Below are 13,640 nucleotides of genomic sequence, written 5' to 3' on the forward strand. Positions count from 1 at the left end.
TTTTCATGTTCATCATCTCCCTGGGGCTTCTAGCGCGGCCCCCTTGACCTAGGAATAGGTCACTAGGCAACCATTGGGTTGCCTTTTTTTATCCCAATGATATATATGTAAAATAAATGTAACAGCTCATTTCAACTGCTTTTTATCCCTCAGAAAATCTTTTTTAAACTTTTTGGAATTTTTTTGCGATATCGATGAACTTAATTAAAAATGGCGACTCTGAGTATAGGTAAGGATTAACGGATAAGATTAAATGCACCTTGAGAATGAAATATGTGAAGTGCAGTTTCATCTACTCAAATGACACAGTTTCTGTTTTATCGCATTGAGTCTAATTAGTTGGTCGTTCATCATCATCTCCCTTTTGGGACACAATAGAAAACACGCTAGCGCACTGAATTCTACTTGTATCCCGCACTGATTTCCTTGTGGCAACCTTAGGTTGCCATTTTTTTTTGCTTAAATTTCAACAAGCGCTAGCTCATAGATTAATAAGCTGACACGCTTTTAATTTTTATCGCTATGATTTTAATGTAAAACAAATGTAGCACTTAAGTGTGAGCACTCAATATTTACCAGAAAAATACCTCAGAAAATCTTTTTAAACTTTTTGAGATTTTTTTCTGATATCGGTGAACTTAATTAAAAATGGCGACTCTGAGTATAGGTAAGGATTAACGGATAAGATTAAATGCACCTTGAGAATGAAATATGTGAAGTCGCAGTTTCATCGACTCAAATGACACAGTTTCTGTTTTACTGCATTGAGTCTAATTAGTTGGTCGTTCATCATCATCTCCCTTTTGGGACACAATAGAAAACACGCTAGCGCACTGAATTCTACTTGTATCCCGCACTGATTTCCTTGTGGCAACCTTAGGTTGCCATTTTTTTTGCCTAAATTTCCATACGCACCTAAATCGCTATAATCGCCTAAATGTCTATAATATTAGCGACTTGTCTAATTGAACTTGAATCGAAGGATGATAACCTGCGCGAGCCTTTGTATAGATATCTTTTAATTCAGTATGATACCCCGCGATTTGCAGCTCAGCGTAAAGTGGCCGCACAAATTTGCCGCGGCCAATACGCACTAAATAAGCACTTAAAGCCGGCAACACAGGGTCGTAATGATTGCGAATCGCCACCCTAAACCAATCACAGGCAATTTCCGCATTGGTCGATTGAGTGAATCGGAACGTTTCGTCCAGAGCCATCAGTTGCACTTGGCTGACGACTTCCGGTAATTGGGTCAGAAAATACTGCCAATGATGTACTCGCCAATCTTTCACGCTTAATTGGCTCGCGGCCGTTCCCTGTAAAAAACTCGCCAGCGCATCATCGACTTTATCTAAACTCATGGATATTGGTCCGCAATATCCCTCGGGCAAACCTTCGCCATAAATCCACGTTAGCAGCTCGGCTTCAGTGATCTTATCTGAGTGTAATGGCAGTAAGGTTTGCTGCGCGTATTCGACAAACACTTCGGTGGTAATCGCCTTAAAGGCAAAATGATCCACATAGTTGCGTAAAAACTTATCGAACGCCACTCGCCCTAACCTGCGCTCGAGATCATGGACAAACATCGAGGCTTTATCATAGGTAAAACGATTAAAAGCAAGGTTGGGATCGCCCTGCTGCACATTGGCGGGCAAGGTTTGTTTATCCTTAGGCAAAGACGCCATTTCTTCTGTTAAGCGACCAAACTCTATCACCCACTCCAGCTCTGCCTGTTCTTTGCCATAAACCGCTTCCACGATACGGTTAGTAAAGTAAGTCGTAAAACCTTCGTTTAACCAGAGATCTCGCCAGGTTGCATTACTGACTAAATTGCCCGTCCACGAATGCGCTAACTCATGGGCAACGGTGGAAACCAAGCTTTTATCGCCAGCGATGAGTGTGGGCGTTAAAAAGGCTAAACGTGGATTTTCCATCCCGCCAAAGGGGAAACTCGGCGGCAAGATAATCATGTCATAACGGTCCCACACATAAGGACCTAACAATGACTCGGCAACCTCGAGCATATATTCGGTATCTTCAAACTCTTTTGCGGCGACCGCCAACATACTTGGCTCGGTATAAACCCCGCATCTTGGGCCTATCGCTTGAAAGGCAATATCACCGACGGCCAGCGCCATTAAATGTGTCGGGATAGGTCGTTCCATCTCGAAGTGAAACACACCATTAAGCGGTGTGTCGGGATGATTCATCGCACTCATCACTGCGCGCATGCCTTTGGGCACTTGCACTTTAGCATCAAAGGTCACTCTCGCCTTAGGCGTGTCCTGTAGTGGGATCCAGCTACGGGCATTGATCGGTTGTGATTGGCTAAAGAGATAAGGTAACTGTTTACCCACAGTTTGCTCAGGTGCTAGCCACTGTAATCCTTGGGCGGCTGGAGAGGTTTGATAGTGAATACAAACCTGTTTGCAAGGTGACGTTGGCAAACTGATACATAATTTTTGCCCGAGAATGGAATTGGCTTCACTCAGTACAAATTCGAGCGGCTCCTCATTCGCTTCTATTAAAAAACTCACTGTATCAGTGGCATTGACGCTATCCGCAGCATTCACAGAAGTAACCGCGAGTATGGTTAGATCGCGGCTATCGAGCCAAAGCTCTGTTACATCGGGCTCAAGGTATTCCAAGGACAGCGTCGCTTTACCGAAAAGACGCTGCGCGTCAAAATCCACCACTAAATCCAAAGAGACATGTCTCACTTGCACTTGTTCGGTATTAGCAAAAGAATGGTAATCTCGGGTTAAATCCCAAGTCGTTGCATCCGCTAGCGTACTCTTAGTTGGTTGTAACACTGTCGCCTCGATATTCAAGTTCTGGGCTCTGGGCTCTGGGCGCTAGCCCTCTAAGCTCTGGCTCTTAATTGTTAGGGTAAGTTTGAATACTTAATCGTGAGTTGTATGCCGCGCAGCTGTGGTGCAGCGCTTCATGACTTGTCACTGTTATAACTACACAGTCATAACTTGCCACTGTCATAACTCATCACGGATTGTTAGGCGTTATTATCGACTGCACATTTGCTCAGAGGCAAATCGTAACTGAGCTTTAAGTCAGCTTATCGGCACGTTATAGGCAAGTTTTTTGTAACAGTTCATCTTTGGCGGCGATCACAGAACTGCAATCGGTTTTCTTTCGTCATGCAAGATTTGCCCGTTGCGACGGCCAACAGCGTCAATAGCGATGAGCAAACGGAGCAAACGGAGCAAACGGAGCAAACGGAGCAAACGGAGCAAACGGAGCAAAAATCGAGGCTCGCACTTCTTATAAAAGCAAAATGCAAAATTATTTAAAATATTTCGCACTTTCTCTGAACTAATTTAAAGACGCTGAGTCAGATATTATGAACCGAATCTTTGTAATGAGTTTCTTCGTTCATCATCATTCTCCTTTAGATGGTTTCTAGCGCGACCGTCCCAAGATTCCGAATTGGAATTTACAGCAACCTATTTAGGTTGCTTTTTTTATGCCTTGATTTGGCAATCAACCAGACAGAATTACCAGTCATCATCGCCCGGATAAAACCCCAGAAACAAAAAAGGACCTCCGAGGAGGTCCTTGATTAATAAGCCGTTTGGCTTACAAGCGGATACCCACTTGTTCTAAATCTTTAGCAACTACGCTCTTAGGCAGAGTCACATAACCATCTTTCTCAACCACTTGCTGACCTTGCTTAGACAGCACATAACGTAGGAATTCTTTTTCCATTGGTGCTAAGTCTTTGTTTGGTTGCTTGTTCACGTAAACATATAGGTAACGTGATAGTGGGTAAGTACCGTTAGCTGCGTTTTCTGCAGTTGCTTCGATAAACTCTTCGCCTTTCTTAGCAATCGCAACTGCTTTAACACCAGCAGTTTTGTAACCGATACCTGAGTAACCAATCGCGTTTAGAGATTGAGAAACAGATTGCACTACAGATGCAGAACCTGGTTGCTCGTTCACGTTCGCTTTGAAGTCGCCTTTACACAGTGCGTGCTCTTTAAAGTAACCGTAAGTACCAGATACAGAGTTACGACCGTAAAGTTGAACGTCTTTAGCAGACCAGTTACCGTCTAAGCCCAGCTCGCCCCAACGTTGGATGTCGCTGCTACCACATTTGTGAGTAGAAGAGAAAATACCATCAACTTGTTCAACGCTTAAACCTTTGATTGGGTTATCTTTATGTACGAATACTGCTAAAGCATCGATAGCTACGCGAACCGCAGTTGGCTTATAACCATAATGTTTTTCGAACGCTTCAATTTCGTTAGGCTTCATCTTGCGGCTCATTGGGCCGAACTGTGAAGTGCCTTCTGTCAACGCTGGTGGCGCAGTAGAAGAACCCGCCGCTTGGATCTGGATGTTGACGTTAGGGTACATTTGTTTAAATTCTTCAGCCCAAAGTGTCATCATGTTGGCTAACGTATCTGAACCTACAGATGATAAGTTGCCTGACACGCCACTTGCTTTTTCATAAGTTGGCAGAGATTGATCAATCGATGCCATCGCAGTTGCAGAGAATACACCAGCGGCTGTTAGGGTAATCGCGCCGACAAGCTTTTTCAGTTTCATTATGTGCTCCAGTAGTAAGCTAACTAATTTGTAACTTAAGTTTCTTCAGACGCAGCCAGTATCAATCGCTACAATGACAATTCTATGTCTGTGATGTGACACTTAGATGACAATGCGTTATTTATCGCTTTTTTCTGTCACTAATAAACAACTCTCTGAACCTAGAAACAAAAACAGGCCATAATGGCCTGTTTTTATTATTAATTGCGAATATTTCACTTAAGCAATTTACTTCTTACGCTCGATAAGATGCAAGGGAATAACAAAGCTAAAGGTACTGCCTTTACCCAATTCACTGCTGATTTTAAGCTCACTGTGATGATGGTTAAGTGCATGCTTTACAATCGCAAGACCTAAACCACTGCCACCGGTTTGCCTTGAACGCGCACTGTCTACCCGATAAAAACGTTCAGTTAATCGACCTATGTGCTGGGGCGCAATGCCTTCGCCCGTATCCGTTACGCTAAAGATGGCTCCCGTGGCCATACTGCGCCACTGCACTGTGATTTTGCCGCCGGGTTCAGTGTAACGAATCGCATTAGAAATCAAATTAGAACAAGCGCTTCGAAGCTGCAATTCATTCCCATGGGAATCAAGCCCTGGTTCGCAATAGAAGCTCAACTCGTATCTATCTTGTGCCAGCGCTTTAGCTTCTTCCTTCAGCACCTCCATCAGTTGCGTCATGTTCACTGTATGTTCGAGGTTGATATCGGCCGCATCTTCAATCCGCGATAATATCAATAGCTGTTCGACCATGGACTGCATTCGCCGCGTCTGCTGCTGCATTAAGGCCAGCGGCTTGACGTTCATCGAATCGGGTTCCGCCATGCTTTGCATCATTTCGAGGTAACCCTGTAGCACAGTGAGCGGCGTTTTCAGCTCATGTGACACATTCGCGACAAACTCTTTACGCATGCCCTCAAGCTGACGTATACGAGTGATATCCCGCGCAATTAACAGTAGCTGCCTATCACCGTAGGCCATGATACGGATCTCAAGCAAACGCCTATCCGATACTGGCGAAGGTAACTCCAGCGGATCTTTGTATTGTGCGGATTTAATATAAGCGGAAAAATCAGGATGGCGGATCAAGTTATCAATACGCTGGCCATTATCCTGCGGCCAAACAAAACCGAGAATAAGCTGCGCTAACTTGTTGCACCATAGAATATTATGCTCTGAATCGAGCACCACAGCGGCATCGGGTAACGCCTCTGCACCTTGGCGGAATCGCGCCAACAATGCGGCTAATTGACCGACACGTCGACGATTTTTCCCTTGAAGGCGATAAATGCCGTTAAACACCCCTTCCCAACTCCCACTGCCCTGCGGCGGCGTGAGTTTCCTATCGCGCCATAACCAAAAGTTAAGCCGTGATAATTGTCGGTAATGCCAGCAAACCAGCCCTAGCATGCCGATAAAGAGTATCCAGAGAAGTTTCCCTACCAATAAACCTATTAGCGCACAAAGCAGTAGATATAAGGCTAAGCGCGTAAACAACCGGTACCCTGAATAAGAGTCAGACATAAATAAACCCAAACATCAGGCTAAATAAGAGGAGCACAAGATAGCCTAAAAGCTAACTTGTGCCTAACACTTATTCGGCACTAAATGCGTGTAGAGAAACGATAACCTGCGCCACGAACCGTTTGGATCAAGCGGTCGTGACCAGACTCTTCAACGGCTTTACGAAGGCGTCTGATATGCACGTCAACGGTTCTGTCTTCAACATACACATTGGTTCCCCACACATTGTCGAGCAGCTGTTCGCGGCTGTAGACACGTTCTGGGTGGGTCATGAAAAAGTGTAATAAACGAAATTCGGTTGGGCCCATATCTAATACAGTATCGCCTACGCTCACCCTGTGGCTCACAGGATCGAGCATTAAGCCCTGTACATCAATGGTTTCTTCTAAACGAGTCGGTGCACTGCGACGCAATACGGCCTTAATACGTGCGACAAGTTCTTTAGGGGAGAAAGGTTTAGTGATGTAATCATCGGCGCCGACTTCGAGACCTTTGACTTTATCTTCCTCTTCACCGCGGGCAGTTAGCATGATGATCGGAATTTGGCGCGTGAACTCATCTTGCTTCAAGCGTTTCGCCAATTGAATACCACTTCCGCCAGGAAACATCCAATCCAATAAAATCAGATCGGGGTAAGGCTCCTTTAGCAGCGCAATGGCCGAATCAAAATCTTCCGCCGCAGAGGTCGTAAACCCATGCTGTTCCATTACAAAAGTCAGCATCTCGCGGATGGCTAACTCGTCTTCTACTATCAATATCCTTGCAGTCATAAGTGATTTTCTGTCAGTGAATGTCAACACGGCTATTATTAGTCATTTTTATTACAGATTTATGAATTAGCACGCCGTTTGAGCCATATAGTAGTAATATTTGTCATAATAAGTTTATATAACTGTTTGTTTATAGCAATAAAAAAGGAGGCAATATGCCTCCTTAATTGAATCTTAATACTGGATTTAGAATTTGTGTTCTAAGCCAACACCGATATATTTGTCATCATCAGTAGACGCTTCTAACGAACGATTGGTGTAGAAAGCGAAGACTTTAGTAGGTTTAGCCAGTGCATAATCAGCACCTACTGACCATGAATCACCTTTGTCTTCCATGTCTTGATATTGTGCTTTCAAAGTAACAGCATCGATATCGTAAGCGGCACTGAACAGGTAACCATTAACGCTATCGGTCGTTACAGGCAGCGCGTTTTTATAAGTTTCTTCCTGTTGTTGGTACATACCACCTAAGGTTAAATCAGCGATTTTACCTTGAACCGATGCACGCAGGATTTCATAACCTTTCACATCTGAGTCATAAGCTATAGCAGCATAGATAGGTGATTTTTTCAGTTTAGCGTCACCGTACATAGCGGCTAAGCTGAAACCATCTTGACCCTGTTGGTCAGCATCACCTTCAGCAGCATAAGTCGCACCGAATACAAAACCGCTGATTGATGGAGATAAGTAAGTCGCAGTTTGACCTAAACGGTTGTCGCCTTTGAACAGGCTTTTTAAGTCGCCAGATAAATCGTTGAATTGGTCAACGTTACCTTGAGAGATTTTTAACAGCGTGTCGTTACGACCAACTGAGAACGAACCGAATGCGCCTTTTAGGCCAACAAATTGGTTACGAGCTTTAAAGTTGTCGCTAGTCGCAGCACCTGTATCAACTTCGTATTCAACTGTGTAGAACGCTTCCAGCGAGCTAGACAGTTCGAAATTACCCTTCACACCAAAACGAGAAGCATTACTTTGAATAGTTGTTGTAGCATCACCTTTCTCATCATTTGATTGAGCGGTGACATTCAACTTACCATAAACAGTCAGTGGCTCAGCGGCATAAGCTGAAGCCAGAGTTGCAGAAGCTAGCGCAGAAGCAAGTAGAGTTTTACAAAAAACGTTCATCATTTAATCCTTTCGACGTTATGTTCGTCTTGGTTATTGGTTTGGAACGACCGAAAGTGTGCAATGAATGTGTTTCAGTTTTATTTCAATTGTGACTGTTTAGTGCGCAAGGTAAAAAAGCTGACGCTAAGCTTGGTGCTAAACCCAGTAAAGATGGGGCCTACAGCCGAGTTAATTCTTATGTTACAGTTTAATGAATTCTGATTAGCCACTAGAAATTAGCTGTCGAACACAGGTTTACCCCGCCCAAACTATGCCGTAAACTGCCACTTTAATTTTCAATGAGCGCCTCTTATGTGGTTTAAAAATCTTACTCTTTATCGTTTCAATAAACCTTTTGCCGTCGAAACCGAAGCGCTAGAAACTGCGTTGGCCGATTTCACTTTCTCCCCGTGCTCAAGCCAAGATGTCAGTAAATTTGGTTTCTCAAATGCGTTAGGCAAAAAAGGCAGTTCTTTGGTACACAGCGCCGACAATCGCCATCTGATCTGTGTGACTAAAGAAGAGAAAATCCTCCCAGGCCAAGTCGTCAAAGAAGCCCTAGAAGAAAAAGTCGCCCTCATTGAAGATGAAGAAAATCGTAAGATGGCGAAAAAAGAAAAAGATGCGCTAAAAGATGAAATCATCACAAGTTTACTGCCACGCGCTTTCTCGCGCCGCAGCCAGACTCACGCACTGATTTTGCCAGAACTGGAAATGATCCTTGTCGACAGTTCAAGCGCCACTAAGGCCGAAGAGTTGTTAGCACTCCTACGCAAAGCACTCGGTAGTCTGCCAGTGATCCCATTGAGCTTTAAAGCGCCAGTCGAATCCAATTTAACCGAATGGTTAAAACTTGGCAGCGCGCCATTACCTTTTGAAATGCAAGATGAAGCTGAACTTAAATCCGAAGCGGATGAAGGTGGTATTGTGCGTTTCAAGCAGCAGGATTTAAAAGAAGACGAAGTATTAGCTCACCTCGCAACAGGCAAGCAAGTCCACAAGTTAGCACTGCATTTCGGCCAATCGATTGCACTATTATTGCAATCGGATGCCAGCGTAAAACGTCTTAAATTCTCAGAAGAATTTAGAGCAGGTAACGATGAAGTCGGCACTGATGACCCTATGGCACGTTTAGATGCAGACTTTGCCTTAATGGGCAGCGAGTTAGTCGCCTTGATGCATGCACTCGTGGCAGCACTTGGTGGACTCGAAGAAGCGCAAGTTTAAGCTGAACTAAATTTAAGCTAAGTGAGTAACCCAAGTGAGTGAGTTAGGTAAACTAAATTAGCGACTCACTCATATTCTTCTCGGATGAACGAGTTGAAATAACAAAAGGCGCAACTTCTAAATGAGGGTGCGCCTTTTTTATATCTGCTAAACGCCTAAGATTAAGGCATTCGGCTTAATCGCAAGTCGAATACCCTTAGCTTTAGTCATTGGTTTTAGACACTAACTCACCTTTATTATCAAACGGCCAATCAATGCCTAACCAAGCCTTGAAAAAAGCTTTCTGTTGCTTAGTCGCTTTCGCATCGCCCTTAAGCACTAACTTACCGCTTTGCTGTTCACTAAGGGTGAGCTTAACTTGTTTGATTTTATCGTTGCTGAATAATGTTACTTCAATGCTATCGCCAGTCTTAAAGTCTTTAATGCGCTTATCAAAACCCGCAGCCGTCACCTTAAGACCATTAATCGCTAATACTTCATCCCCCGCGACGATACCCGCTTGCCACGCTGGGCCATTACGCAGCACTTGGTCTAACACTAAAGAACCATGGGCGCTGCTTAACGTCATGCCGGCAAATGCCTGGGCTTTTGAATCTTTACCATAGGACAAAACTAACCCAGCCTGCGATAACAACTCAGGGAAATCTAAGCTCATCGGGCTATTCACATTTGCCTGCCACCAAGGCGCATAATCTTTGCCTGATAAGTCTTTGAGGATATGCTGCACATCGCTAACACCATAGCCTTTTGGCACACGGTGATCTTGATATAAACGGCGATGCACATCGCGATATGAATGCTTAAGTTTCGTATCTTGCAGCAACGAGAAATCTAACGCCAAAGAGGTTAAGTAACCCTCAGAATAAATATTCACACTGTGATTAATCGCATAATCGCCGCCCGTACTGCTCCACTCTCCAGCACTCGCCTCGGCGACTGATTGGGTTTCACGCCCTGGAGTAAGCTGGTTTTTCTCCACGCGTTTAGCTAAGTCTTCGAGGAACTCTTTAGGCGTCATCACCCCAGCACGCAGCAGTAACTGACCTTGGAAATAACTGGTAGAGCCTTCGGCCATCCACAGTAATTCCGTCATGTTTTCATGCTGATAATCATAGGGCACAAGTCCCGCAGGACGATAGGCCTTTACGTTCCAGGTATGGATAAACTCATGGGATGCTGTGCTAATAAAGCGCAGGTAATCCTTGCGTTCACGGAAACTAAAACGCGGCAGTTGGATAACCGTAGAATTTAAATGTTCTGTCGCGCCACTGGCGCCGCTAGTGGCGTGCACCATATACACATAACGATCAAAGGGATAATCATCCCAAATCGCCTTTGCTTGAGCACTTAATGCCGTTAAATCCTTAACGACTTTATCGGCGTCATAGTTACCTTCCCCCCAAAATACTAACTCATAGTTTTTGCCATTAGCACTGAATTGCTTATGGGTGCTCACACCGGTTTCGATAGGGGAATCAATTAACACATCGTAATTCGGTGCGATGAAAGAATGCGCTGGCGTGCCTGAAGCCATACCTGAGTAACTTTGCCACGCTTCAGGGACGTTCAATTGAACCGATACCGGCTCAGAGCGAAATTGCGGGCTATACATGAACACGCCGCTGGCATCTAAATACGCGTGGCTCGCATCAATATGGCGAACCCTTTGGCCTAATTCATTGGCATACAACTGATAACTAACCGTCACGCTGGTTGGCTGCGTGAGCGCGACTTGCCATTCACCGCTCGCCGTACGTTTCCATGGGAGTTCATGACCTTGATTGTCTTTGGCGCTAAATAAACGCACACCGTCGGCCAAAGGCAATACTTGATATTTACCCGTGCGCCACACTGGCAGATTGACCGTAAAATCGCTGGTCTTCACTTCAGGAAAAGTCACACTCACTTGGGCGATATGATGCTCGGGTTTAACGAGGTCGATTTGATATTTCACATCGGCCAATACTTGGCCCGAAAATAATACACTTAATATCAAGATTGATAGTCTGTTGGGTTTCACTCTTGCTTCCTTCTGTTATTATGCTTCTTATGATTTTTCCAAGTATAACAAGTCGATGTAGCATCCTCATTAGGCGCTAACAAAAGCTAACAAAATAAGTTCCTTGACTTAAGGAATGAGGAATCACAGTTCAAATGCAAAAACTCACGGTTATTTTATTTACTTTGTTGCTGTCACTGCCTTTTAGCGTTCAAAGCCGAGATCTCGAAGCTGATGAGGTGGAGTTAAGAGAATCTCCACAGCAAATGTATGATGTGCTCAACAAATCCATTTCCTTCCCCCTTGCGTTCCAAAACCGTGACCAATTTGAGCGTGCAGCCCAAGAGCAAGGCTACAGTCCAACCGAATTTGAACAGATTTTGTATCTGCTGACTCGACTGAATATGGAGCCGAACGTGAAAACCAAAGTCGGTTTTCAAGACGCAAAAAGCTTGATTGCAGTTTTATCCACTGCGGCGCAATCCCCCTATGAACTTGCAATGGTCGCCATGTTGAATGGGCGTTACCTTGGCCGTACCGAGCAAAAATATCAAGAAGCGATTGGCCTGTATAATGAAGCGCTCACCCGCATCAACGACAGTTATGACATCGAAGCATTGATTCTTAAACACAATATTCATGAGCACTTAGGCGGCTTACATTTATTAATCCGCCAAGAAGTGCCAGCCCTGATGCACTTCCACACGTACCGCGACATTGCCTATAAGCTCAGAAACGATTATTTAATCGCAGCGGCTGAAGCAAGACTGGGGTTCTATTACAATTTTAATCAGCAGCTCACCAAATCATTGCAGCATTACAGTGAAGCAATTCGGATCTCCAATCGCTCTAATTACCCGTCAATGAAAACCAATCTGCAATTGCAACTTTCTAAGGTATATCGCGATTTAAAGCAGTGGGATGAAGCCCTTAAAAATGCCCACGAAGCCGCGGCCGGTTTTAAAAAGATGGGCAATGACACCTATCTTTCAAGCTGTATGACAGTGATCGCTATGGTCTATGGCGAACAAGGGGATTGGAATAAAGCGATTGATTACTACCTTAATGCCCAGCAATTAGATGCCAAACGCGGTAACTATATTGCCCAAGGCCTTAATTATCACAATCTTGGGCAAGCCTACTCAAATATTAATGACAATGTTAACGCCCTAAAATATTTACTGATGGCCAATCAAATATTCAAAGAAAAACAAAGCCATCATTATCAGGTTTATAACGAACTCTTAATTGGCGAAATCGCGCAAACCAACCAAGATTGGCCGTTGATGATGACCCATGCCGACATCGCATTGGCATTGGCTATCGACTTAAAACTCGTCAATGAACAAAAAGCTGCCCTCACACTGATTGCCTCGGCGTCGCAAAAATTAGGGGAATTAACCAAAACCATCGATGCCCAAACCCGTATCATAGCGCTAGGTAATACCCTTGCAGAGAAAGAGAAAGACTCCCCAGTGTCGACCTCAGCCCTTGCGGAACAACAACTCAAACTTGAGCTCAACATGGTTCAGGGAAAACTTGCCGAGACAGTGAAGGAAAGCCACAGCACCCACACGCTACTGCTCATCTGCTGCCTGATTGCCGGACTCTTGCTGCTGGTGATTGCGTATATGTTGCATCATCGCCGCAAAACCATGGCAAAAAACGCCGCATTAACCCAACTGAGCCTACAGGAACCCTTCACACATAACTTAGGCTATGCGGCGCTATTAGCGCACTTGGGCCATAATCAACATCAAGCGTCTACAACAGCTTTAGGGATTATCGCCTTCCCCACCCAGCTCACGACCGACCTCGACTATGGCCAATATTTTAGTGATGCAGTAACGGCGCAACTGGCCACTCATCTAACCGATGCGCTCGCAGCACCTGTGTATGTGATACGCCAAGGGGTATTTGCAGTGCGGTTCACCCAAGCCGTTGAGCCAACGCATGTGCTCAGCCAGATACGCCAGAAACTCGACCAACAGCACATCGTCCATCATTTCCGTCTTGGTTTTGCCAACTTGCCACTGTTAGCGAAATCAGAAATCAAAATGGCCGCGAAATTAAAGTTCGAAACCGTGCAGATGGCGCTCGCTTGTGCCCGCAGTTTAGAGGGCAATAACGATTATTTTGTCGCCCTCAGAGCACTCGATTTTGTCCCTCTAAGCTTATTTGCCAATCCGTTATTTTTACACCTTGAAAAAGGCATTGAGCGCGGGTTAATCAGATTAGATACCAACGGAAATAAAGAGGATGTTCGCTGGCCTTGCTGGGAAAATAACCAAGATAGGCAATTACTGGAAAATATTTGATCAATATCAGCAATTAATCACAGAGTCATAGGTAAATCGCATTTGCACTCTACGCCCAGTGTTATAACATTAGTATCATATGAGTTAACAGCTAATCTGGACATAGGATCGTCATGTTTTTTA

8 protein-coding genes are annotated in these 13,640 nt (G+C 44.6%); 2 read left to right on the plus strand and 6 right to left on the minus strand.

What is annotated here, in order from left to right; translation table 11 throughout:
* Positions 1 to 941: 941 nt before the first annotated feature.
* The 5 genes from Q4Q54_RS11835 to Q4Q54_RS11855 form a co-directional block, all read right to left on the minus strand.
* Positions 942 to 2,813 carry a M1 family metallopeptidase gene (locus Q4Q54_RS11835; protein WP_311988528.1) on the minus strand — a complete coding sequence of 624 codons (1,872 nt, stop codon included), beginning with the start codon at positions 2,811 to 2,813 and terminating at the stop codon, positions 942 to 944.
* A 781-nt stretch (positions 2,814 to 3,594) separates the two neighbouring features.
* Positions 3,595 to 4,566, minus strand: coding sequence for a PstS family phosphate ABC transporter substrate-binding protein (locus Q4Q54_RS11840; protein ID WP_006080906.1), 972 nt, complete (start codon positions 4,564 to 4,566; stop codon positions 3,595 to 3,597).
* Between the two features lie 228 nt (positions 4,567 to 4,794).
* On the minus strand, positions 4,795 to 6,093 hold the full coding sequence (phoR, locus tag Q4Q54_RS11845) for a phosphate regulon sensor histidine kinase PhoR (protein WP_220590778.1): 1,299 nt from the start codon (positions 6,091 to 6,093) through the stop codon (positions 4,795 to 4,797).
* Positions 6,094 to 6,173: 80 nt separating this feature from the next.
* The gene (phoB, locus tag Q4Q54_RS11850) at positions 6,174 to 6,863 is read right to left on the minus strand and encodes a phosphate regulon transcriptional regulator PhoB (protein ID WP_006080904.1); all 690 of its coding nucleotides are present in this window, start codon (positions 6,861 to 6,863) and stop codon (positions 6,174 to 6,176) included.
* 186 nt (positions 6,864 to 7,049) lie between these two features.
* Positions 7,050 to 7,994 (minus strand): porin, encoded by a 945-nt coding sequence (locus Q4Q54_RS11855; RefSeq protein WP_011846292.1) that lies wholly within the window; start codon positions 7,992 to 7,994, stop codon positions 7,050 to 7,052.
* A gap of 291 nt (positions 7,995 to 8,285) precedes the next feature.
* Between Q4Q54_RS11855 and rdgC the strand changes: the two genes are divergently transcribed.
* Positions 8,286 to 9,200, plus strand: a complete 915-nt coding sequence (gene rdgC / locus Q4Q54_RS11860; protein WP_006085165.1) for a recombination-associated protein RdgC — start codon at positions 8,286 to 8,288, stop codon at positions 9,198 to 9,200.
* Positions 9,201 to 9,402: 202 nt separating this feature from the next.
* Here rdgC and Q4Q54_RS11865 read toward each other — a convergent pair whose 3' ends face one another.
* On the minus strand, positions 9,403 to 11,220 hold the full coding sequence (locus Q4Q54_RS11865; protein WP_311988529.1) for a PDZ domain-containing protein: 1,818 nt from the start codon (positions 11,218 to 11,220) through the stop codon (positions 9,403 to 9,405).
* Positions 11,221 to 11,354: 134 nt separating this feature from the next.
* On the opposite strand from Q4Q54_RS11865, the gene Q4Q54_RS11870 reads away from it, so the two are divergent.
* Positions 11,355 to 13,517: a tetratricopeptide repeat protein gene (locus Q4Q54_RS11870; protein WP_311988530.1), complete on the plus strand. Its 2,163-nt coding sequence runs from the start codon at positions 11,355 to 11,357 to the stop codon at positions 13,515 to 13,517.
* Positions 13,518 to 13,640 lie beyond the last annotated feature (123 nt).

The organism is Shewanella sp. SP2S2-4, assembly GCF_031932025.1.
Taxonomy (GTDB): domain Bacteria; phylum Pseudomonadota; class Gammaproteobacteria; order Enterobacterales; family Shewanellaceae; genus Shewanella; species Shewanella baltica.